This window comes from Occultella aeris (assembly GCF_902703175.1).
Taxonomy (GTDB): domain Bacteria; phylum Actinomycetota; class Actinomycetes; order Actinomycetales; family Beutenbergiaceae; genus Occultella; species Occultella aeris.
Genome location: NZ_CACRYJ010000067.1, coordinates 33,522 through 55,747 on the forward strand (window position 1 = coordinate 33,522; position 22,226 = coordinate 55,747).

Below are 22,226 nucleotides of genomic sequence, written 5' to 3' on the forward strand. Positions count from 1 at the left end.
GAGGGACCCGCTGGGTCAGGCTCCGCCAGCGCGCAGCACGGCTGGCTCCGGGGTGACCTGTGGCTGGCTCTTGGGTGGGTCGAGGAGTTCGAGCAGCCGTGCCGCTGAGGCGTCGGCCTGATTTGCGGAGACGACGGAGACGACCCACTCGGGGGTTGACTCGCCGGGCAGGTGCACCGCGGTGAGACCGGCGGCTTGGGGCTTCTCCGCCACGTGTTGCGGCACCAGGGCGATTCCCAGGCCGCGATGGATCAGGTCGAGGAGCGTATGGATGTCATCGACGGTGCACCGGACTCTTCTCGACACACCACGCGCCGAACAGGCCGCGTCGTTGAGCGATCGCACCCCCCACGACTCGCGGAAGTCGATGAACTCGTGATCGCGTAGCTGAGCCCATTCCACGCTCGCGGCGACCCCGAGGGGATGCCCCGGTGGCACGAGCAGCACGACCGGCCGCCGCCCGAGCTCAACACTCTGGGCGGTGGCCAGGTGCTCGGTCGTGGCAACGAACGCGATGTCCAGGTCGCCCGCGCGGATCTGCGAGACGAGGTCATGCGAGCCGGCCTGGGTGAAGTTGATGTCGACGAGTGGATACCGGCGATGGAACCGCTCGAGCAGCGGGGGCACGTCGACGATGCCGAGGCACTGCTCGGCTCCGACGTGCAGCCTGCCGGAGAGCGAATGGGTCGCACGCACGACGGCGTCACGGCCCGCGGCTGCCTGGGCGAGCGTGGCCCGCGCGAACGGCAGCAGAGCAAGCCCGGCATCGGTGGTGTCCACGCGACGGGTGGTCCGGGTGAACAGCGGTGTGCCGAGTTCGTCTTCGAGGTTACGGATCGCGGCGGACAGACCCGACTGCGAGACTCGGCAGACCGCCGCGGCGCGGGTGAACTGCTGCTCATCGGCGAGAGCGACGACGTACTCCAGCTGCCGGAGATCCATTGATCGATGCCCTTTCTCAATCGCATTACAACTAGTTGTTTTACTTCTAGTCTGCCGCTCCTTAGCGTAGATGTACACGTCATCGACCGAAGGACATGTCTTGCAGCAACGAACCCTGGGCACGCGTACCGTCGGCGCGATCGGACTCGGCGGCATGCCGATGTCGATCGAAGGGCGGCCGGATGAGAGCCGGTCGATCGCGACGATCCACGCGGCCCTCGACGCCGGCGTCACCCTCGTCGACACGGCCGATGCCTACCACCGCGACGCCGGCGAGGTCGGTCACAACGAGGAGCTCATCGCCCGAGCCCTGCGCACCTACCCGGGAGCGGCCGATGATGTGCTCGTCGCGACCAAGGGCGGGCACCTGCGTCCCGGTGACGGCTCGTGGACCCTGAACGGTCGGCCGGAGTACCTGAAGGAGGCGGCCAAGGCGTCCGCACGCCGGCTCGGCGTCGAGGCGATCGGCCTCTATCAGTTCCACCGGCCCGACCCCGATGTCCCCTACGCGGACTCGATCGGCGCGCTTCGCGATCTCCTCGATGAGGGCGTGATCGTCATGGCGGGCATCTCGAACGCGACCGTCGCCCAGATCGACGAGGCCAACGAGGTGCTCGGTGGACGTCTGGTCTCGGTCCAGAACCAGTTCTCGCCGGCGTTCCGCTCCAGTCTTGTCGAACTCGAGCACTGCGCTGCTCTCGGCGTCGCGTTCCTTCCGTGGTCGCCGTTGGGTGGCATCCGACGCGCGGGCGCGGTCGGCGAGCATCACACGGCGGTCCAGACCGTCGCCGACGCCCACGGGGTCAGCCCCCAGCAGATCGCACTCGCATGGGAGCTGTCCCTGGCGCCGGTCGTCATCCCCATCCCCGGCGCCTCCCGCCCCACCAGCATCACCGACTCGGTGCAGGCCACCGAGCTGGTACTGAACGCCGACGAACGTGCCGCCCTGTCGAGTGACGGCTGACGCCGCGCCCGGCAGCCCAACCCTCTGAAAGGACAACCCTCATGAAGACCTTCACCCTGCCGGGAACCGAGATCGTCGCTCCCAATGTCGTGCTCGGCCTGATGCGCATCGCCGACAAGGGCGACGATGAGGTGCGTGCCCTGGTCGGTGCCGCCCGCGACGCCGGTATCGACTTCTTCGACCACGCCGACGTCTACGGCAACGACCTGCACGGATGCGAGCGCCGCTTCGCCGAGGCGATGCACCTGACCCCGTCGCAGCGCGACGAGATCACCATCCAGACGAAGGCGGGCATCGTCCGGGAGGGTCCGTACTTCGACTTCTCCTACGAACATCTCATCGAGTCCGTCGAAGGGTCGCTTGCAGCCCTGCAGACGGACCACATCGACATCCTGCTGCTGCACCGCCCCGATGCACTGGTCGAACCGGAAGAGGTCGCCCGCGCGTTCGACGAGCTCCAGTCCTCCGGCAAGGTGCGAGCCTTCGGTGTGTCGAACCAGACGCCGCGGCAGATCGACCTGCTCCGCAAGTACGTGCGCCAGCCGATCGTCGCCAACCAACTGCAGCTGTCGATCACGCACGAACCCATCGTCGCCCAGGGCGTCGCCGCGAACATGCTCGCCGAGCAGCAGTCCGTCACGCGCGACGGCGGCGGCATCCTCGACTACTGCCGCCTCCACGACATCACGATCCAGGCGTGGTCCCCGTTCCAGGCGGGCTTCTTCAACGGGGTGTTCCTCGACTCGCCCGACTACCCGGAGCTCAACGCCGTGATCGACCGGCTCGCCACCCGCTACGACGTGCCACCGATCGCGATCGCGACCGCGTGGATCACCCGCCACCCGGCCCAGATGCAGGTCGTGCTCGGGACAACCAACCCCGAGCGTGTCGCGGGCGCCGCGCAAGGTTCCGAGATTCCACTGACCCGTGCCGAGTGGTACGAGCTGTTCCGCGCGTCCGGGCACCTCGTTCCGTAACGCTGTTCCCCCGTCAGGGTGCCCGTGACGCCCTTAGTCAGCGTGCACCATCCACCATCCACCATCCAGCTCCAGGAGAACATGTCATGACCCAGGACTCCGTCACCTACCGCACCCTCGGCCGCAGCGGGACGGCCGTCTCAACCCAGGCGCTCGGCACGATGACCTTCGGCGCCGAGGCCGACGAGGCCACGTCGCACGCACTGCTTGACGCCTACGTCGCCGCCGGCGGTAACTTCATCGACACCGCCGACGTCTACAGTGCCGGGGTCAGTGAGGAGATCATCGGCCGGTGGCTGGCCGCACACCCCACCGAAGCCGACCAGCTCGTCCTCGCGACGAAGGGACGCTTCCCGATGGGCGAGGGTCCCAACGACCTCGGAACCTCCCGGCGCCACCTTCGCGCCGCCCTCGACGCCTCCCTGCAACGGCTCGGTGTCGAACACATCGACCTGTACCAGCTCCACGCATGGGACGCGATCACGCCGTTGGACGAGACGCTGCGGTTCCTCGACGACGCCGTCACGGCCGGGAAGATCGGCTACTACGGATTCTCGAACTTCACCGGCTGGCAGCTCACCAAGGCCGTCCACATCGCCCGGGAACAGGGCTGGGCGCCACCGGTGACCCTCCAACCGCAGTACAACCTCCTCGTCCGGGGGATCGAACTCGAGATCGTGCCCGCGGCCCTCGACGCCGGCATCGGGCTGCTGCCATGGTCGCCGCTCGGCGGCGGCTGGCTCAGCGGGAAGTACCGCCGCGATCAGACCCCGGCCGGTGCGACACGTCTGGGCGAGAATCCGAACCGCGGCATGGAGGCCTGGGACAAGCGCAACGCCGACGAGCGCACCTGGCGGGTCATCGACGCGGTGTCCGCCGTGGCCGACGAGCACGCAGTGACTCCGTCGCAGGTGTCGCTGGCCTGGGTGGCCGCGCAGCCCGCGGTCACGTCCGTCATCCTCGGCGTCCGAACCATCGAACAGCTCGAGGACAACATGGCCGCAGCCACCCTTGCCCTGACCGCCGAACAGCTCGACCGGCTCACCGCCGCAAGTGCCCCAGACATCGAGGACTACCCCTACGGCGCGCCGGGCACACGGCAACGCCACCGCAACCTCGCCGGCGGACGCTAGGGCGTACGGTCTGCGGGACAGCGTCAGCCCACCCGTTGCGGCGCGGCCTCCCAGGTGTACCCGTCCGGGTCCGTGAACGGGTCCGCGTCGGCCCCGATCGCCAGCCGGTGTGACCCCGAGCCTTCGGGTGATACTCCGGCGTCCTTCGCGGCGCCCTTGCGCGGGTACAGCGCGAGCTTCACGTCGCCCGGGGCCGCGGTGAACTCGGCGTACTTGCCGCCGAAACTACGCGCGACCTCGAAGCCGCGCGCGACGTAGGAGGCCTTGCTCGCCTTCACGTCGGCGACGCCGAGCAGGAGGACGAGGTCGTCGAACTCGCGGGTGGCCGGGCCGGAGTCCTTCTTCGACGAGCTCGCGATCTTCCAGATCGCTCCGTCGGGTGACTGGACCACGGCTCCGTAGCCCCAGAAGGACTTCTCGGCGGGCTTGAGCACGCTCGCACCGGCCGCGACGGCGGCCGCGACGAGCGCGTCGACGTTACCCGGCTGCGCCGTCACCAGGGAGATGGCGTACCCGCGGAAGCCCTGGCTCGGCGCGCCGCCGGCGCGCACGCCGATCCGGTCGCTCACACCGAGGGCGTCGCACACGGCGGCCGTTGCTTCCGGGTCGGTGGACTCAAGGGTCAAGGTCGTGATGGAGCTCATCGGGTTCACCTGTTCTGATCGACTCTGGGTGGAGCGCCGGATCGGCCAACGAGGTGGCGATCTGGCGTGTCCACCACGCTAGGTCTACCCCGCTGCACGGTGCTTCTCGATTCCTGACCGGCCGTGGCGGATCTCTCACGCCGCGGCGCGCACCGGCCGATGCACCAACTCTCGCAGGTGACGGGCCAGCAGGTCCGGCTGGTCGAGCGGCACGAGCGTCGCCGCGTCCGGGATCCGCACGAGCTCGGCGTCGGGCAACAGGTCCGCCAGGCGCGGACCGTGTTCGGCCGGCATCATCCGGTCGTCGTCGGCCCACGCCACGAGCGTGGGTCCGGTGAACGCGGCGAGTCCGCTCGACCAGTCCCGAGTGGCGGGGATCGGGAACCGAGCGCTGAAGCGGCGCAGGTCCTCCCGAATGCTCGGCTCGCGTGAGGGCTCGAACCATCGACGCATGTGTTCGTCCGGGATGGGATGGGCGGCCATCGAGGCAGCAAGGCGGCGCCGCACCGCCCGCACCTTCGTCAGCTGGCCCTGTACGGCGAGCCCACCGGGGATCCTGGCCATTCGCGCCAGCATGCGCCCCGGTTGCCCGGCGGGCACGTTGTCGAACGCCTCACAGGCGACCAGGGCAAGCCGGGTGACCCGATCGGTGAGGCCCAGCTCGACGATGATCTGCGCGCCACCCCAGTCGTTGAGCACCAGCGTCACGTCATGCAGGTCGAGCGCGACGAGCAGGTCCGCGACGAGCCGGGTCAGTGACTCGTTGGTCAGGTCGTTCCCGGGTGCCGGTCGGCGGTGTGCCCCGAGCGGCAGGGTCGGGGCGATGCACCGCATGTCCGGCAGCCGGTCGACCACCCCAGCCCAGATGCTGCCGTCCAGGAGGGGCCCGTGCAGAAGCACCAGCACGGGTCCCTCGCCGCCGCTGTCGGTGACGTCGAGCGTCGCAGTCTGCAGGTCGATCGCAGTCATGGCCGTCACCGGATGCGCTGGTGGATGGTGACCAGCACGCCGTCCCCGTACGTCGTCGCCTCGGTCAGCCTCCAGGCGCTCTTGTCGGGTGTCGGCGCCCACAGGGTCCGGCCGAACCCGAGGATGAAGGGCGAGACCATCAGGTGGATCTCGTCCACCAGGTCGTGCGCGAGCAACCCCTGGGCGAGCTGGATGCTTCCGGCCACGGAGATCTCGCCGTCGACCTCCCTCTTGAGCCGGGACACGTCCTCCACGAGGTCGCCGGAGAGCACGGTGGTATTGGTCCACGTCGGGTCGGTGAGGGTGCTGGAGACCACGTACTTCGGCATGCTGTTGTACTTGTCGGCGAGCTCACCCTCGTACTGCGGCCAGGCCTGGGCGAACCCCTCGTAGGTCTTGCGGCCGAGCAGCAGCGCGGCGGACTGGAGCGCTTCGACCTCCTTGAACCGTTCGCCCTCGGGTCCGCGGTCGATCTCGAAGCTCCAGTCCGGGTACTTGAAGTCCTCGCCGCCCGGTGCCTCCACGACGCCGTCGATGGAGATGAATTCGGTGATCACGATCTTGCCCATGTCAGTTCTCCTTGGTCCGGTTGTCGGAACCCACTGTGTCGAGGAGCCGGTCGAGGGTGGCTTCGAAGCTGGTGTGCCCGTGGACGCGCCGGTCCCCTCGAGGTGCCAGCAGCCCTTGCTCGTCGGCGCGGTAGAGGTCGGCGACGCTCGTTGCGATGTGCGGGCGCAAGCCCGCGTCCTGGAGCGCACCGGCCCAGGCCTCGTCGGGGAGCGTGGCGACGTGGAGCTGGCGGCCGAGCGCCGCACCTAGCGCCACGGCGACCGCCCGCTCGGAGTACGCGGGGCCGATGATGTCGACCGCTTCGCTCGCGGCGGGGGGTGAGAGGAGTGCGCCGGCAGCTACGGCCCCGATGTCCTGGGTGGCGACCATCGGCTTTGAAATGTCGGCGGATGCCGCGAACACCGGGTAGACACCGCTCTCGCGTGCGACCTCGATCAGGTTGGTGACCTTCTCCTGGAAGTGGCCGGGACGCAGGGCCGTCAGGGTCGTTCCGGTGGCGAGCAGCGCCCGCTCCAATCGGTGCAGTCCGGTGATCGGCCCGGTTCCCTCGGCCAGATCAGCCCCTCCGGAGGAGAGCATGACCACATGCGGCACCTGTCGGTCGGCGACCGCACCGGCGATCGAGTCGATCAACCTGTCGGCGTGCTCGTCGAGGTCGTCGACGGTCAGGTCGAAGGGCAACAGGACGAAGAGTCCCGAGCAGCCGTCGAGCGCTCCGCCCAGGCGGGGACGGTCATCGAGAGTGACCACACGCGCTTCGGCACCCCGTGCCTGCCAGGCTTGCGCATCGGCGTGACGGCGAACCAGCACTCGAACGTTCGCACCCGCGGCGAGCAGGCTTCTCGCGGTGGCCGACCCGACGCGGCCGGTCGCTCCTGCGACGACGATCGTGCCCACGTCAGTTCTCCTTGATGAAGGTGCGCAGCGCGTCGGCGAGCACCTCGGGAGTGGTGCTGTGTTCCTCACCGGGAACCGGCTTGAGGGTCGCGGTGGGCAGGTGCGCGGCGATCGCCCGCGCCGCGTCGGCGAGGAACGGCCAGGTGTCGATGCCGTGCATGGCCAGCACGGGTACCTCCACCCGGTCCCAGAGATCGGCGCGCAACGGCCTGCCGGACATGGCGTCGCCGACCTGACGGGCGTCGTAGGCGATCGTCGGGGCGATCGCCTCGAGGCCCGGCCAGAAGTCCTCATCCCGCATCCCGGCGACCATCTCCTCCGGCATCATCACGGCGGCGGTCATGAACAGGGCGACGGCATCACCCGGCCGGCCGGCGGCCACGGCAGCCTCGAGGCGCTCGACGTAGTCCGAAGGCAGCGGCGGACGTGAGTCGTCGGTCACGGCGTTCGCCTCGAACACGGCCAGCCGCGCGATCGGGACGCCGGACTGGGCAGCGTTCAGGGCCAGGTTGCCTCCGGACGACCAGCCAAAGACCGTCGCCGGACGGCCGTGGCCGGCCTGGTCGATGATCGCGGCCAGGTCCTCGAACTCACGCCCGACGGCGTAGGGCAACTTGTCGCCGCTCTCGCCGCGTCCGCGGCGGTCGTAGTTGATGACGAGGAACTCCTCGGCGAGCAGGTCCGCCGTCCTCTCGTTCTCGGGGGTGCTTGCGCGGTACGCGGTCGCGCCGTCGATGATGACGATCGGATCGCCGTCACCCCACGCCGTGTAGGCGATGGTGGTGCCGTCGACCGAGGTGACAGTGCCTTCGGACATTGATGATTCTCCTCATTGTTGGGACTCGCGGTGTCGATCACCGCCATGAGATGACGCTAGGAACCCACCGGCTCCCGTGGCTTGTACAGGAGCGACATCGGCTCGGCGGCGGCGTCGCGCTGCTGGAGCTGGGTCGCGGTGCGGCCGATGAACCGCTGGAGCGACCGCGCCAGATGCGGCTGGTCGTAGTAGCCGAGCCGGTGCACGGCGTCGAGTGGTGCGGCGCCGTCGCCGAGCAGCACTGCCGCTTCCCGCGCCCGGTGAATCTGCCGGATCGCGCCCTGGGTGAGCCCGGTCGCCGCGGCCACCCGGCGCTGCACGGACCGCGAGCCCACCTTCGCGATGCCGCCCCACACCACCTCGTCCACCAGCGGGTCCCGGACGAGTACCCCGGCGCCGACCAGTTTGCGGACCAGGAACTCGGCGTCGTCGAGGTCGGGGATCTCCCACACGTCGTCCCGCAGCGCGAACGTGCGCCCGGTGACGCGCGGGCTCTCCAACTCGCCATCGACGAGGCCGGCGATCGGCAGGTGCGGCATGGACGTTCCATGCGCGAACGTGATCCCGAACGCCTCGGAGTCGCCGGTGATCGGCACGGTGGACGCGGTCGTCTCCGGTCCTCGGACGGCTGCGTGGCCGACACCCTCGTCCTCCCAGAACACGAGCTCCCACGTCGACGTCGCGACCGAAGTCATGCTCCCGACGCCGCAGGTGCGACCGCGCCAGACCCGGTCCACATAGGGCGAGTCAGAACCACGGTGGAGGCTCTCGATCTGCATGCCACACCTTTCGACACGAGTGCGGAGACCAGCGAAGACCCGTTGACGATATGAGCGGGTCAGCCGGGTCGCGTCGGCTGATGAACGTAAGCGCCGCTACGTCGTCCGACGTACCGACCACGCCAGGCGATGGTCCCGCGGTCAGGCTCTCTTCGGTAGTGCCGAAGTCGGCCGGTCCTCGTCCGGGTCGCACCGAGGTACGTCACACGACGTAGGCGAAATGTCGCGGCTCGCGGTACCTCGTCGGTCCCCGGACGCGCCAGCGTAGATCGTCAACGAACCGATCAAGGAGGTCATCATGAGAATCCGACGTAACGCGTTCGGCCTCGCCGCCGGCGTGCTCGCGCTCGCCCTCGCCGCGCCTGCCGCACCCGCGCAAGCGTCGCCGCCGACATCGACAGCACCGGTCACGCGGTGGGCCGAGTGTCACGCCGTCGCCGTCCCCGACGATCCGGACCGACCGGGTCGCGATCTCGCGGCGATCGCTCGAGCCACCGCCGGCGCTGACGTGATCGGGCTCGGCGAACCCGGCCACACGATCGGCGAGGTCACCACGCTGCAGGCCCGCTACCTGCGACACCTCGTCACCCATGAAGGGGTCCGGGCGATCGCGTTCGAGATGGACTGGACGCTCGCCCTCGGCGTCAACGACTACGTGCTCGGGCTCCGCGACGACCTCGACGCCGTGCTCGACGTGCAGGAACGAATCTGGCAGACGGCCGAGGTGCGTGGTGTGCTCGGGTGGCTGCGCCACTACAACGACACGCACGCCGACGATGTCCGCGTCGCGGGATCCGAGTACTTCGCGACCGGTCAGGCCGCCTACGACGCGGTCGAGGCCTACGTCGCCGCCAACGCACCCGACCGGATGGCCGAGCTCCTGAGCCACTTCGAGTGGGTGCGGCCGGATCCCGACGTCGACATCGGCACCCACCTGGGCGAGTACATGTCGATCGTGGACAAGACGCCCTACGCGGAGGCCGCAGCCGCGGTCGAGCGCCTCGTCGACTCCATCGGAGGCGACGGACACGACGTCGCCGCGCACCACGCCCGGCAGATCCATTCCTGGTACGAGGGCTTCAGTCTGCCCTGGGGCGACATCCCGGACTACCGGGACGCCCGCGCCGCGGAGAACGTTCGCTGGTGGCAGCAGTACACCGGTGCCCGCACCATCTACTGGGCCGCGTCGGCGCACGTCGCCGACGCACCGCAACTGACGATCACCGAGCCGGGTGAGCCGGACACGACGTTCGCGAGCGCGGGTTCCCACCTCGAGGACTGGTACGGGCGAGGCTATGTGCCCATCGGGTTCACCTTCGACCACGGCACCTACCGCACCGAGGACGGTGCGACGATCGAGCTGCCGCCGGCGTCTGCGGGCTGGTTCGAGCAGCCGCTCGCCGACGTCGGGTACGCCCAGTTCGTCCTCAGGTTGGACCGGCACGTCCCACGGGAGGTACGCGACTGGCTCGATGCTCCGTTGACGACGCGGGGTCTTCCGGAGTACGGAAGCGAGTCCGTCGCCCACGGTGGCACCCTTCGGGACTGGTTCGATGTCCTGGTCCACACTCAAGAGGTCACCCCCGCCGATCTCCTGTGAGCGCCGGCGTCGCGGCCGGCTGCGGCCCCGGCCGACCGCGACAGCTGGTCGGAGAGCCGCCGGCGACGTTGGTAGGACAGCGCGGCGAGCGCCAGCGACACACCCCACAACGGCCAGAGCAGGTGCGGCAGCGACACCAAGGGAGACCCGAGGACCCGGTCCCAGGCGCCAGCAGGGGCTTCGAGCATGCCGATCAGGACGGCTCGCGATGCGGCCAGCACCAGACCGGCGACGGCCATCGCCGGGATCACGGCGAGGTCCACGGGCACCCGGCGCCCCGCGAGTCCCACCATCCAGCGTGGGAACCGCTCACCCCATGGGCGCATCAGTCCCCAGGTCAGGATCGCGCCCGTGATCGAGGCGAAGGCCAGGCCCAGCCCTGCGAGCCGGGTCATCTCGTCGAACCCACCGAAGCCTGGCGCCTCGAAGAACATCAAGAGCCGGGTCGCCGCGTACACCAGCGGCGCCTCCATCGCGATCATGGTCCACCGGCGGGTCCGCGCGGTTGCCGCAACCAGCGCGGACCCGACGTCTGCGGGCTGTTCGGCGGGCGCCCGGCGCCGCAGCGCGAGCAGCAGCGCCACGACACCGACGGCGACCGACACCTGTACGGCGAGGCCCGGCGAGGCGAGGTCGGCCACGGCATCGGTGTTGCCCGCGATCAACCTTCCGACGAGCATCGGCAGATAGCCGAGCAGCATCAACAGGGTGTGGTCGAGGGTCAGCAGCCCGAGGATCGCGGCGGCACCCACCACGACACGGCGCGCCGGCCATCGCCGGTCGGCGTCGCCCACAACGGCGGCGAAGGCGGCCAGGAAGGCGGCCGCGACGAGCACGCTCCAGATGCCACCGGCAGTATCGCCGAACGGTGCCAGCGCGCGGCCGAAGTTGTCGTCCGGGTCGGCGAGGGGATGCGGTGTGTCGGCGCCGAAGCCGCGGGCCGCGGCCAAGGTCAGCGAGAGGGGCGCGATCAGGACAGGAAGTGCAGTGCGGATCATCATGGCGTCCAGCCTCGTTCGCCGTCGGTGCGGACAGCCTCCACCTGAAGTGCCGAGGCCCTCCCCCGAAGGTTGGAGTCAGAAGATCCCGTTCTGGTAGGCCCAGACCACGACGTGCAGCCGGTCCCGTACGCCGACCTTCCTGGTCAGGCTGCCGATGTGGCTCTTCACCGTGGACTCCGCGACGAACAGCTCGCGGGCGATCTCGGCGTTCGAGAAGCCCCGGGCCAGGAGCGCCAGGACGTCCCGCTCGCGGTCGGTCAGAGCCGCAGCGACCCCGGCGGCGTCCGGAGCGACCCGTGCGATCCGGTCGATGAGCGCCCTCGTCGCGCGCGGCGACACCATCGAGCGGCCGGCATGAACCTCGCGAACGGCCGCTGCGACGTCCGCCGAAGGGGTGTCCTTGGTGAGGAATCCGGACGCTCCCGCCGCCACCGATCGGAACAGGTACTCGTCGAGGTCGAACGTCGTCAGGATCAGGACACGGCACTGGGGTCGGTGCCTGCGGATCTCGGCACACGCGGCGATCCCGTCCAGCTGTCCCATCCGGATGTCCATCAGAACGACGTCGACGTTCGTCTCGAGTGCGGTTCGCACCGCATCCTCGCCGGATCCGACGGAACCCACCACCTCCTGGTCATCCTGCACGCCGATGACGGCTTCGAGCGCATGTCGCATCAACTCCTGGTCATCGGCGATCAGCACCCGGATCAAGCGATCGGCAGCCATGCCCGCACCTGTGTCCCGGAGCGGTCCGCGGCAATGTCCAGGCGTCCACCGACGGTTCGCGCCCGCTCGCGCATGCCGGCGATGCCGAGGCCCAGCGATGCCGCTGCGTCGGCCCGGATCCCGGGGCCGTTGTCGCGGATCCGGAGCCGGACCTCCCGCTCGTCCACCTCCACCCGGACCTCGCAACGCACCGGAACCGTGCCGTGCTTGGCAGCGTTGGTCAACGACTCCTGGACGATGCGGTACGCGGCGCGGGCCGTCTCGGTGGTCACGCGTTCGGCGTCACCGGCGACGGCGAGCTCGACCTCGAGCTGCGGCGTCCGGATCGCCGGAATCAGCCGGTCCAGGTCACGCAGCGAGGTCACCGGCGCGGTCTCGGGCGGTTCACCGTCCCGGAGCAGCCGCACCGCCGATCGCATCTCCGTCATCGCATCCCGCCCGGTGCGGACCGCGTTCTCCAGCAGCTCACGAGCCCGAGCCGGGTCCCGCTCGCCCACCAGGAGCGCCGCATCCGCCTGCGCCACCATGACGGCCACCGAATGTGCGACCACGTCGTGGACCTCCTGAGCCATCAACGTCCGTTCGCGGTTCACGGCGTCGATCAGGCGCTGCTCCTGCGCTTGCCGGTTCTCCCAGTCTCGGACGCCGAGCGCCACAGTGCTCAGAACAACCGTTGCCGCGAGCGGAACAAGCGCCCAGAACGCGCCCCAACTCAGCGGGTCGGGTACTGCCGACGTGGCACGTAACAGGATCAAGCCGAGGCCGATCATCGTGACCACGAGCGGCAGACGCCACCGGCCGGTCTCGGCGACGACGGCATGCAGCACCGGAAGGTGGCACAGGCTGATCGGCAGCAAGATCATCGGCACACCGTCCGGAAGGTCGGGCAGTGCGAGCAGCACCAGCAGCGTCCCGCAGCAGATCAGGAAGCTCACACGCGGCAGCGCGCGTCGCACGAACAGCAGTGCCGTCAGGACGGCGATGCACGCGCCGCCCAGGGCGACGACCCACGGTGCCGCGGACGCAAGCAGACTGATCGACGTCGGAACGGTGAAGACGACCACCAGTCCGGCAGTGATCCAGTCGCCTGGTTTCAGCCTTCGAAGCCGCATTGATGCCCATCCTGCCGGTAGTCGGTTTTCGATGACGACCGTCCGTCCGCCGGAGCTCGCGGCAAACCGCGTCATCCGATGGTCCCGCGATCAGCCGGGAAGCACCGCGGCCACCCGGAACTCACCGCCACCTGTGCTCACCGTGATCGCACCTCCCACGTCGTCGATCCGCCGACGCATGCCGGCGATCCCGAAGCCCTCGGTCACCTCCGCCAGCGGCGCCATCGGATTGGCAACGTCGACCTCGACGGCATCGGCCGTGTACCGCACCGCAACGCTCGCGTGCCGCTGCGCCGCGTGCTTGGCCACGTTCGTCAGCGACTCCTGCAACACCCGGTAGGCGGCGACGTCGACCGCCGGATCGAGCGCCCGCGGCGTCCCGGTGACGGCCAGATCGACGTCCACGCCGGACTCACGCATCCGAGCGCACAGATCCCCGACGCGGGCCAAGCCGGGTGTCGGAGCACGCGATTCCCGCGCGACGGCCGCCTCGCTCGGCGCGATCGCGGCAAGGGTCGCACGCAGCTCGGCGAGCGCCTCGGCACTGGTGCGGCTGATCGCATCCAGGGCGATGTCCGCCTGCTCGGGCTTGCGGTCCCGGACGTGCCGGGCGATGTCGGCCTGCATCTGGATCGCCGCCAACCCGTGGCCCACGACGTCATGGACCTCGGACGCAAGCCGCAGCCTCTCGTCGTCCAGGGCGCGCCGCTCGGACTCGGCACGCTGACGCTGCGCGGCCTCGACGACGAGACGGCGGGCGAGCCCGATGCTGAACGGCACCACGACCCAGGCGGACCCGGGTAGGAACGTCATCAGCCCTTCGATCGCGGTGCCGTTGGTGAACACGTGCGCGAGCAGCAGCGCCAGCGCTGCTGCTGCGGCCACCACGGCCACCCGGAGCGGTGTCCGGCGGGCGACCGTGTAGGCCGCCACGGCGAGGCAGAGCAGGATCCCTCCGTAGGGGTAGCCGAGCATCAGGTACACCGAGGTCGCGACGGTGCAGATGCCGAAGGAGACCACCGGCCACCGGCGCAACGCCGCCGAGCCCGCGGCCACGACGACGAGGACGACGGCCCACGCGTCCACCGGGCGGGTCTGGGTCCCCCAGGTCACCAGGAACGGCAGGCTCCCCACGGCCACGAGCAACAGGACCACCGTCAGGATGAGGCTCCCGACGAGTTCCCGGCCCGTGTGCATCGTCACCCCACCATGCTGCCGCAGTCAGGCCGCCGTCACGAGGGCTCCGCGGCGGGCGATGCTGACGCCGGCAACGACGAGCGCGACCATGCAGGCGAGGCGCCCGAGCGGCAGGAACAGGGACGCGTAGTAGATCACGGTGGACAGGAGTGAGAGCACGGCCAGGCTGCCCGCGATCCATGCGACGACGCGCACGGACCGGTTCAGGCCGCCCGAGGCGACGATCGCGAGCACGAACACACCGAGCGCGACGACGTGGGTCACCCCGCCGGAGTAGAAGGAGACGTTGCGGATGCCCGAGACGAGTTCGGTGTCCGCCGTGGTCGCGATGAGGGCGAGCACGATGGACATCGCGGCACTGGTCAGGATCGCGGCCACCGCGAGCCAGCCCGCCATCCGCCCGAGCCCTCCCAGCCATGCACGCCTGGCGGGAGCCACGAACTCGCTGGTCAAGGGTCCGCCGACGACCACCGCGAGGCCGAGCCCCGAGAGGCCCTGGAGCAACCCGGTGAGAAGTGACGGAACCGTGTTGGCCGCGAGGTAGTGATGGACCTGGGTGGGCGGGGATCCCGGCAGCGGCAGCTCGCCGACGCTGAACGCTCCGGCGATCGGCGATACCGCCAGGTAACAGAGCAGGAAGGCCAGGGCGCCGATCAGCGGCGACAGTCTGCGTGTATTCATGCGCCCCAGCCTCACCGTGCCGCGGCCGGGCGTCACCGTGCCGGGGGCGTAGGTCGGGATACGTCCGAGGACGTATGCGCCGCCGGACCCTAGTGCCGATACTGGGGTGTCGACTGCGGACGAGAGGAGCTGAGATGACCGTGACCACCCCGGTACGCCACGCGTCGCCCGAGAGCCGGCCCACGCCGTCCGCACGTCGTGTCCTGCCGCGGCTCGGCGCACGCGCCCGGAGGATCACCCTGATCGTGCATCTCGCATCGGCGGGCGCCTGGCTGGGCATGGACGTCGTCCTCGGCATCCTCGTGATGTTCGCGCTCAACGCCCCGTCCACTCCCGCCGCAGCCCTCGCGATCGCGATCGGCACGTTCGTCGGCTGGCCGCTCGTGGGCGCCGCGCTACTCACCCTGCTCAGCGGCGTCGTGCTCGGTCTCGGCTCGAAGTACGGGCTGGTGCGCTACCGGTGGGTGCTGGTCAAGCTCATCATCACGCTGGTCCTGATCGGACTCGTGGTTGGGGTGCTGGTCCCGTCGGTGGCCCAGTTCACGACGACCGCGAGCGCCGCACTCGGGTCCTCCGGCGAGTTCGAGCTGGATCGGCAGATGGTCTTCCCACCGGTGGTGTCGTCGCTCGCCCTGCTGTTCGCGATGACATTGTCGGTCGTCAAGCCCTGGGGCCGGCGCCGAGGAACGGCGGCCGCGCGGTGATTCGCGTGCTGCTGGTCGACGACCAGGACCTCGTCCGGATCGGTCTGCGGACGCTGCTCGAGAACGAGGACGGGTTCGACGTCGCCGGCGAGGCCGCGGACGGGCTCGCCGCGGTCGACGAGGCCATCCGCGTCCGACCCGACGTCGTCCTGATGGATATCCGGATGCCCGGGATCGACGGACTCGAGGCGACCCGGCGGATCGTCGCGCAGGAGACGCTCGCGCAGACCCGGGTGATCGTGCTGACGACGTTCGAACGCGACGAGTACGTCTTCGAAGCCCTCCATGTCGGCGCCTCCGGGTTCCTTCTCAAGGACACCCCGCCCGCCCAGCTCCTCGAAGCCATCCGTACCGTCGTGGACGGCGGTGCGTTGCTGGCGCCGAGCGTGACCCGGACCCTCATCGCCGAGTTCATCTCGGCAGGACGACGCCCCCTCACGCCGCATCCCCAACTCGACCAGCTGACGACGCGCGAGGTCGAGATCGTCACCCTCGTCGCGGAGGGCCTCAACAACCACGAGATCGCCGAGCGCCTGTTCCTGAGCCCCGCAACCGCGCGGACGCACGTGAGCCGGGCGATGATCAAGCTCGGCGCCCGTGACCGCGCCCAGCTCGTCGTGTTCGCGTTCCAGTCGGGTCTCGCCTGACGGCTGCCCCCGGCGAAGGCGGCGCGGTCACCGCTCCAGCGCCGCCCGCGGCCGTTCCGGCGGGATCGCCGCAAGCAGCCGCTGCGTGTACTCCTGCCGCGGGTCGCCGAACAGTTCGGCAGCGGGCCGGTACTCGACGGCGACGCCCTCGTGCATGACCAGCACGTCGTGGCTCATGTCCTGCACGATCGCCAGGTCGTGCGCGATGAACAGGGAGGTCAGCGCCAACTCTTGCTGGAGGTCGCGCAGCAGGTGCAGCACCTGCGCCTGGATCGATGCGTCCAGGGAGGCGGTGGCCTCGTCGAGGATGAGCAGATCCGGCTCGAGCGCAAGGGCGCGCGCGATCGAGACCCGCTGGCGCTGACCGCCGGAGAGTTCGTGCGGGAACCGGGACGCGAACGCCCCGGGCAGGCGCACCAGGTCGAACAGCTCGGCCACGCGCTCGCGGTGCCGGCCGGGCTGGAGTCGATGCACCCGCAGCGGCTCGGCGACGGCGTCGCCGGCGCGGATACGCGGATCGAGCGAGGAGAACGGGTCCTGGAAGACCATGGCCAGGCGCCGCCGTCGGTCCCGCGGCACCTTGCCGAGCAGCGGCTGCCCGTCGAGGTGGGCGTTCCCGTTCGCCCGCACCAGCCCGGTGAGGGCGTTCGCGATCGTGGACTTGCCGGAGCCGGACTCCCCCACCAGCCCGAGGGTGGTGCCACGCCGGACCTGGAACGAGACGTCCTGCACGGCGTGCACATGGGTCCGGCCGGTGGGCGTGGAGACCGGGAACCGCACGTCCAGGTTCGCCACGTCCAGCAGCACGGCTCCGGAGTCGTCCACCGGCGGCGGGGGCGAGCCGCCGAGCTGGGGCCGGGCGGCGAGCAGCACCTGCGTGTACGGGTGCGCCGGGGCGTCCACGAGGTCGACGATCGGCCGGTGCTCGACCACCTCGCCCTGCTGCAGCACGACACAGGAGTCGGCCACCTGGCCGATCACGCCGAGGTCGTGACTGATCCAGACCACCGCAGTACCGCGCTGTTCCTGCAGTTCCCGCACGAGGGCGATGATCTGCGCCTGCGTGGTCACGTCCAGGGCGGTGGTCGGCTCGTCGGCGATCAGCAGCGCGGGGTCGCATGCGAGGGCGATGGCGATCATGACGCGCTGGCGCTGCCCGCCGGAGAGCTGGTGCGGGTAGGCGTCGAGCCGGTCCTGCGGGTTCGGGAGCCCGACGGCGGTGAGCAGCTCGAGCGCGCGGGTGCGGGCCGCGCGGCGGGTCAGGTTGCGATGGGCCTCGAGGGACTCGGTGATCTGCCGTTCCAGGGTGAGTAGCGGGTTCAGCGAGGTTGACGGGTCCTGGAACACGAACCCGATCGCATCCCCGTGCACCCGGCGCAGCGCCTTCGGGGTCTGACCTACGAGTTGGGAGTCGCCGAGCCGCTCGTCGTGCAGGAACGAGGAGCCGCTGACGCGGGCACCGGGCGCATCGAGCAGCCCGGTGGCGGCGAGCACGGTCATGGACTTGCCGGAGCCGGACTCCCCCACGATGCCGAGGGTCTGCTCCTGCTCCAGGGCGAAGGAGACTCCGCGGACGATGTCGGTGCGGCCGATGGACACGTGCAGGTCGGTGACCTCGAGGATGTTCATCGGTGCCGGGACTCCATCCGGGTGCGCTGCTTGGGGTCGAGGACGTCCCGCAGGCCGTCGCCGAGCAGGTTGAACGCGAGCACGGTGACGAAGATCGCCAGGCCCGGGAACACGCTCATCCACCACGCCTGGGTGACGAACCCCTGGGCGGCGAACAGCATCCCGCCCCAGGACGGCTGCGGCGGCTGGATGCCCAGGCCGAGGAAGGACAGCGCCGCCTCGGACAGGATCGCGAACGCCAGGGACAGCGACGTCTGCACGATCAGCGGTCCGGCGATGTTCGGCAGTACGTGCCGGCGCATGATCCGCCACCACGGCGTGCCCATCGTCTGGGCCACCTGCACGAAGGGCTCGGTGCGGACCGACAGGGTGCTGGCCCGGGCAACCCGGGCGAAGATCGGGGTGTACACGATCCCGATGGCGAGCATCGTGGTCGCGATGCCGGGTTGCAGGATGGCCACGATCGCGAGTGCGAGCAGCAGCACCGGGAACGCGAACATCACGTCCACCACGCGCATCGAGACGGTGTCGAGCCACCCGCCGACGTAGCCGGAGATGATCCCGAGCGGCACTCCTACGCAGAACGCGAAGGTCACCGAGACGACGGCGACCTGCAGCGAGGTGCCGGCGGCGAGCATCACCCGGGACAGGATGTCGCGGCCGAGATCGTCGGTGCCGAACGGGTGCGCCCAGGTCGGCGACTGCAGCGCACCGGCGACGTCCACCTCGTTCACCCCGTACGGCGCGAGCCACGGGGCGAACAGCGCGACGAACACCACTACCGCGAGCACCACGGCCGCGGCCACGGTGACCGGGTTGGCGGCGAGCAGCCGCCACGAGGCGACCCGGCGCTCGGGCACGGAACCGTCCACCCCGCCCGGACCGGCAACGCCGGGTCCACCCACCGGGTCCACCCCGCCGACGGACGCCGAAGCGCCCAGACCAGGCTCCGCCGTCGGGCGTTGGTCGGCCGTCATGAGAGCCGGATCCGCGGATCGACGATCGCGTAGAGCACGTCCACGATCAGGTTCACGAGCAGGAACAGGACCGCGATCAGCAGCACGGCGCCCTGGATGAGGGCATAGTCGCGGGCGGCGACGGCGTCGTAGACGAGCCGGCCGAGCCCGGGCCAGGCGAATACGACCTCCACCACGATCACGCCGGACAGGATCGTCGCGAGCTGGATCCCGACGATGGTCAGCACCGGCACCAGCGCGTTGCGCACGATGTGCCGCCCAGTGACCACGCTCGGCGCGAGGCCCTTGGAGCGCGCGGTCCGCACGAAGCCGGCGTGCGCCACCTCGAGCACGGCGGCGCGGATGTACCGGGTCAGGATCGCCGCGGCCACCAGCCCCACGGTCAGGGCCGGCAGGATCACCCGGCGCGCCCATCCGGCCGGGTCCTCGGCGAGCGGGGCGTATCCGCTGGACGGCAGCCAACCGAGCACTCCGGCGAACAGCGTGATCAGCAGCAGTCCCATCCAGAAGTCCGGGATGGACACCCCGAACTGCGAGGTGACCCGCACGATCCCGTCGGCCAGGCGCCCCTCTCGCAGCCCGGCCCAGATCCCGGCGGGCACCGAGATCAGCAACGCGATCAGCACCCCCACCAGGGCCAGCGAGATCGTGGCGGGCAGCCGTTCGAGCAGCAGCAGCGTGACCGGTTGCCCGCTGCGGAAGCTCACCCCGAGGTCCCCGGTCAGCGCCCCGGTGACGTAGGAGAAGAACTGTTCGGACAGCGGCCGGTCGAGGCCGCTCGCGGCCCGGAGCGCGTCGTAGGCCTCCTGGTTGAACCGGGTGCCGAGCGCGAGCCGGATCGGGTCACCGGGCACCAGCTGCACGATCGCGAACGTCACCACGAGCACCCCGAACAGGACCACCGCCGAGTACAGCAGCCGCCTGCCCAGGAAGACCACGAGCGCCCGGGGCGAGCCCGACCTCACGACGCTGCGAGCTCCACGGACCGGAACCGGATGGCCCGGTCCGGCAGCACCTCGTAGCCGGTCAGATCCGGGCTCCACGCCTGGATCACCGAGGGGTTGTAGAGGTAGATGTAACTGGCTTCGTCGGCGATGATCGTCGCAGCCCGGGCGTACAGATCGGCGCGGGCGGCCTGGTCGGTCTCCACCCGGCCGGCGTCGAGCAGCTCGTCGACCTCGGTGTTGGAGTAGCCCTGCGCGTTCGAGGCGCCGTCGGTGTGGTGCTGGGAGTAGTAGAAGTCGTCCGGGTCGATGTTGCCGAGCCAGCCCATCATCAGCATGTCGAAGTTCCCGGTGTTCTGTTCGTCGAGCCAGGTGGAGAAGTCCGGCTGCCGGATCGACACCTCGATCCCGAACGGCTCCAGGTTGGCGGCGATGATCTGCGCGGCCGTGACCGTCTCGGGATAGTCGGTGGTGACGAGCAGGTCGAGGGTGCCGCCGGTGAAGCCGGCCTCGTCGAACAGTTCCTGGGCCCTGGCGGCATCGAGGGAGTAGTTGTCGTACTCGGTGTACCAGATGCTCTGCTCGGGGATCGCGAGCTGGTTCGCGGTGGCGGTGCCGTAGCTGACCGCCTGGATGATCGCGTCCCGGTCGATCGCGAACGCGATCGCCTGCCGCACCCGCGCGTCGCTCCACGGCTCACGGGCCTGGTTCAGGGCGAGGTACCAGTAGTCGCTCGACGGCGCGACGCCGAGCTCGACCGCGTCGTCACCCTCGAGCTCTTCGACCTGCTGCGGTGGGACCACGTCGGTCCAGGCGATCTCCCCGGAGCGGAGCGCGGCCAGGGCCGTGGACGGCTCGGAGATGAACTGGAACTCGACGCCGCCGATGGACGGTGCGCCGCCCCAGTAGTCGGGGTTCGCGGTGAGGCTGATGTGGTCGCCGGAGGCGTACTCGGTCAGGGAGAACGGGCCGGTGCCGATGGGGGCCGTGGTGATCTCCCCGGACTCCACGTTCTCCTGGCTCACGATGGCCATGCCCTTGAAGCCGCCGAGGTTGGAGAGCAGGTTCGGGGTGGGCTGGGACAGGCTGATCTCGACCGTGTACTCGTCCGGGGCCTGGATGTCGCTGATGGCCGCGAACTTCCAGGCGTTCGAGAGTTCCTCGTCGATGATGCGGTTGTAGCTGTAGAGCACGTCCTCGCTGGTGAACTCCGACCCGTCGTGGAACGTGACCCCCTCACGCAGGTGGAAGGTCCAGGTGAGCTGGTCGTCGCTCGTCTCCCACGCCTGCGCGAGGGCGGGCTGCATCTCGAGGTTGGCGTCGGTCTCCACGAGGGTGTCGTAGACGTTCTCGAGGACCTGGAAGGAGAAGTAGGAGGAGGTCTTGTTCGGGTCGAGCTGGTCGGGCTCGCCGCCGATCGCGACGTTCAGGATCTCGCCGGCGGACTGGCCCGGGCCAGTACCGGAGTCGTCGTCCAGGTCGACGGGTTCGCCGGCCGAGCATGCGGCCAACAGCGCGAGGCTTGCCAGGCCTGCGATCAGGGATGCGGCGCGGCGCATGAGGGCTCCTTCGATCACTCTAATGATGATTTGATCAGTATGTGCGAGACTTCGGCTTGAGGCAAGACGACCGCACGACCGTCACCAAAGCGAAACACACGGGTAACCATGACCTACACGGTGATCGCGCTCGACCGCGACCACACCGCCATCGGCGTCGCCACCGCGAGCCGGTCCCTCGCCGTCGGCGCGACGGTGCCGGCGCTCGATCCCGCGGTCGGTGCCGCCGCCAGCCAGGCCTGGACGAACCCGCGCCTGCGCGCCCTGCTGCTGGACGCCGTGCGGACCGGACGCTCCCCCGAACAGGCGATCGCCGGCGTCGGCGACTGGGACGACGAGCCGGAGCTGCGGCAGGCCGCGGTGCTCGCGCTGGACGCGCGTGGGGCCGCGCACACGGGGCGGGCCACCACCGCGTGGCGCGGGCACCTGCTGCACGACGGCGTCATCGTGCTGGGCAATGTGCTCACCGGGGCCGAGGTGCTCGAGGCGATGCTCGCCCAGTTCGGGCAGCCCGCCGCGCCCGACGGCGTCCACTCGCTCGCGCGGGCCCTGTTGCGTTCGCTCGTGGCCGGCCAGGAGGCCGGGGGCGACACCCGTGGCCGGCAGAGCGCGGCGCTGCTCGCCGCCGAGGTCGGGGCCGACGCGCTGGCCTACGATCTGCGCGTGGACGACGACGTGGACCCGCTCGCGCGGCTCGCGGACCTGGTGCGGCTGCGCGCCGCAGACGGCAGTCCAGCCCGCTGAGATCGGACCCGGC

23 protein-coding genes are annotated in these 22,226 nt (G+C 70.1%); 7 read left to right on the top strand and 16 right to left on the bottom strand.

Annotated features, from left to right (window positions below; all coding sequences use genetic code 11):
• Nucleotides 1-15: 15 nt before the first annotated feature.
• Nucleotides 16-942 (bottom strand): LysR family transcriptional regulator, encoded by a 927-nt coding sequence (locus tag HALOF300_RS23385; RefSeq protein WP_156743298.1) that lies wholly within the window; start codon nt 940-942, stop codon nt 16-18.
• 100 nt (nt 943-1,042) lie between these two features.
• Between HALOF300_RS23385 and HALOF300_RS23390 the strand changes: the two genes are divergently transcribed.
• From HALOF300_RS23390 to HALOF300_RS23400, 3 genes are all read left to right on the top strand, one after another.
• Nucleotides 1,043-1,906: an aldo/keto reductase gene (locus HALOF300_RS23390; RefSeq protein ID WP_156743299.1), complete on the top strand. Its 864-nt coding sequence runs from the start codon at nt 1,043-1,045 to the stop codon at nt 1,904-1,906.
• 41 nt (nt 1,907-1,947) lie between these two features.
• Nucleotides 1,948-2,883 carry an aldo/keto reductase gene (locus tag HALOF300_RS23395; protein WP_156743300.1) on the top strand — a complete coding sequence of 312 codons (936 nt, stop codon included), beginning with the start codon at nt 1,948-1,950 and terminating at the stop codon, nt 2,881-2,883.
• Between the two features lie 86 nt (nt 2,884-2,969).
• Nucleotides 2,970-4,016 (top strand): aldo/keto reductase, encoded by a 1,047-nt coding sequence (locus HALOF300_RS23400; protein ID WP_156743301.1) that lies wholly within the window; start codon nt 2,970-2,972, stop codon nt 4,014-4,016.
• A 23-nt stretch (nt 4,017-4,039) separates the two neighbouring features.
• Here HALOF300_RS23400 and HALOF300_RS23405 read toward each other — a convergent pair whose 3' ends face one another.
• From HALOF300_RS23405 to HALOF300_RS23430, 6 genes are all read right to left on the bottom strand, one after another.
• Nucleotides 4,040-4,660: a VOC family protein gene (locus tag HALOF300_RS23405; protein ID WP_156743302.1), complete on the bottom strand. Its 621-nt coding sequence runs from the start codon at nt 4,658-4,660 to the stop codon at nt 4,040-4,042.
• Nucleotides 4,661-4,795: 135 nt separating this feature from the next.
• Nucleotides 4,796-5,629, bottom strand: a complete 834-nt coding sequence (locus HALOF300_RS23410) for an alpha/beta fold hydrolase (protein ID WP_156743303.1) — start codon at nt 5,627-5,629, stop codon at nt 4,796-4,798.
• A 5-nt stretch (nt 5,630-5,634) separates the two neighbouring features.
• Entirely contained in the window at nt 5,635-6,198 is a 564-nt protein-coding gene (locus HALOF300_RS23415) for a dihydrofolate reductase family protein (protein WP_156743304.1), read from the bottom strand.
• 1 nt (nt 6,199) lies between these two features.
• A complete protein-coding gene (locus tag HALOF300_RS23420) occupies nt 6,200-7,096 on the bottom strand; it encodes an NmrA family NAD(P)-binding protein (protein WP_231955718.1) in 897 nt (298 codons plus the stop codon).
• Nucleotide 7,097: 1 nt separating this feature from the next.
• Nucleotides 7,098-7,913, bottom strand: a complete 816-nt coding sequence (locus tag HALOF300_RS23425; RefSeq protein ID WP_156743305.1) for an alpha/beta fold hydrolase — start codon at nt 7,911-7,913, stop codon at nt 7,098-7,100.
• A 56-nt stretch (nt 7,914-7,969) separates the two neighbouring features.
• Nucleotides 7,970-8,692, bottom strand: coding sequence for a helix-turn-helix domain-containing protein (locus HALOF300_RS23430; protein WP_156743306.1), 723 nt, complete (start codon nt 8,690-8,692; stop codon nt 7,970-7,972).
• Nucleotides 8,693-8,990: 298 nt separating this feature from the next.
• Here HALOF300_RS23430 and HALOF300_RS23435 point away from each other — a divergent pair, with 298 nt between their 5' ends.
• Nucleotides 8,991-10,292, top strand: a complete 1,302-nt coding sequence (locus HALOF300_RS23435) for an erythromycin esterase family protein (RefSeq protein WP_156743307.1) — start codon at nt 8,991-8,993, stop codon at nt 10,290-10,292.
• Here the strand turns inward: HALOF300_RS23435 and HALOF300_RS23440 are convergent.
• From HALOF300_RS23440 to HALOF300_RS23460, 5 genes are all read right to left on the bottom strand, one after another.
• Nucleotides 10,262-11,293: a hypothetical protein gene (locus HALOF300_RS23440; RefSeq protein ID WP_156743308.1), complete on the bottom strand. Its 1,032-nt coding sequence runs from the start codon at nt 11,291-11,293 to the stop codon at nt 10,262-10,264. The two genes, HALOF300_RS23435 and HALOF300_RS23440, sit on opposite strands and share 31 nt — an antisense overlap.
• Nucleotides 11,294-11,368: 75 nt before the next feature.
• A complete protein-coding gene (locus HALOF300_RS23445; protein ID WP_156743309.1) occupies nt 11,369-12,019 on the bottom strand; it encodes a response regulator in 651 nt (216 codons plus the stop codon).
• Complete coding sequence (locus HALOF300_RS23450; RefSeq protein WP_197522792.1) at nt 12,001-13,131, bottom strand: sensor histidine kinase; 1,131 nt, start codon at nt 13,129-13,131, stop codon at nt 12,001-12,003. Before HALOF300_RS23450 ends, HALOF300_RS23445 begins: the two co-directional genes overlap by 19 nt.
• 90 nt (nt 13,132-13,221) lie before the next feature.
• The gene (locus HALOF300_RS23455; RefSeq protein ID WP_231955719.1) at nt 13,222-14,328 is read right to left on the bottom strand and encodes a sensor histidine kinase; all 1,107 of its coding nucleotides are present in this window, start codon (nt 14,326-14,328) and stop codon (nt 13,222-13,224) included.
• Between the two features lie 24 nt (nt 14,329-14,352).
• Complete coding sequence (locus HALOF300_RS23460) at nt 14,353-15,009, bottom strand: hypothetical protein (RefSeq protein WP_156743312.1); 657 nt, start codon at nt 15,007-15,009, stop codon at nt 14,353-14,355.
• 134 nt (nt 15,010-15,143) lie between these two features.
• Here HALOF300_RS23460 and HALOF300_RS23465 point away from each other — a divergent pair, with 134 nt between their 5' ends.
• Both HALOF300_RS23465 and HALOF300_RS23470 read left to right on the top strand, forming a co-directional pair.
• Nucleotides 15,144-15,713, top strand: a complete 570-nt coding sequence (locus tag HALOF300_RS23465; RefSeq protein WP_197522793.1) for a hypothetical protein — start codon at nt 15,144-15,146, stop codon at nt 15,711-15,713.
• Nucleotides 15,710-16,360 (top strand): response regulator transcription factor, encoded by a 651-nt coding sequence (locus HALOF300_RS23470; protein WP_156743313.1) that lies wholly within the window; start codon nt 15,710-15,712, stop codon nt 16,358-16,360. The genes HALOF300_RS23465 and HALOF300_RS23470 overlap by 4 nt, the downstream gene beginning before the upstream one ends.
• 27 nt (nt 16,361-16,387) lie before the next feature.
• Here HALOF300_RS23470 and HALOF300_RS23475 read toward each other — a convergent pair whose 3' ends face one another.
• From HALOF300_RS23475 to HALOF300_RS23490, 4 genes are read right to left on the bottom strand one after another with little or no spacing between them, the layout of a single operon-like run.
• Nucleotides 16,388-17,989 carry a dipeptide ABC transporter ATP-binding protein gene (locus tag HALOF300_RS23475; RefSeq protein ID WP_156743314.1) on the bottom strand — a complete coding sequence of 534 codons (1,602 nt, stop codon included), beginning with the start codon at nt 17,987-17,989 and terminating at the stop codon, nt 16,388-16,390.
• Nucleotides 17,986-18,966 (bottom strand): ABC transporter permease, encoded by a 981-nt coding sequence (locus tag HALOF300_RS23480; protein ID WP_156743315.1) that lies wholly within the window; start codon nt 18,964-18,966, stop codon nt 17,986-17,988. The genes HALOF300_RS23475 and HALOF300_RS23480 overlap by 4 nt, the downstream gene beginning before the upstream one ends.
• Nucleotides 18,963-19,931, bottom strand: a complete 969-nt coding sequence (locus HALOF300_RS23485) for an ABC transporter permease (RefSeq protein WP_156743316.1) — start codon at nt 19,929-19,931, stop codon at nt 18,963-18,965. Before HALOF300_RS23485 ends, HALOF300_RS23480 begins: the two co-directional genes overlap by 4 nt.
• The gene (locus tag HALOF300_RS23490; RefSeq protein WP_156743317.1) at nt 19,928-21,469 is read right to left on the bottom strand and encodes an ABC transporter substrate-binding protein; all 1,542 of its coding nucleotides are present in this window, start codon (nt 21,467-21,469) and stop codon (nt 19,928-19,930) included. The genes HALOF300_RS23485 and HALOF300_RS23490 overlap by 4 nt, the downstream gene beginning before the upstream one ends.
• Before the next feature lie 108 nt (nt 21,470-21,577).
• Here HALOF300_RS23490 and HALOF300_RS23495 point away from each other — a divergent pair, with 108 nt between their 5' ends.
• Nucleotides 21,578-22,213, top strand: a complete 636-nt coding sequence (locus tag HALOF300_RS23495) for a DUF1028 domain-containing protein (protein WP_156743318.1) — start codon at nt 21,578-21,580, stop codon at nt 22,211-22,213.
• The last annotated feature ends 13 nt before the right edge of the window (nt 22,214-22,226 follow it).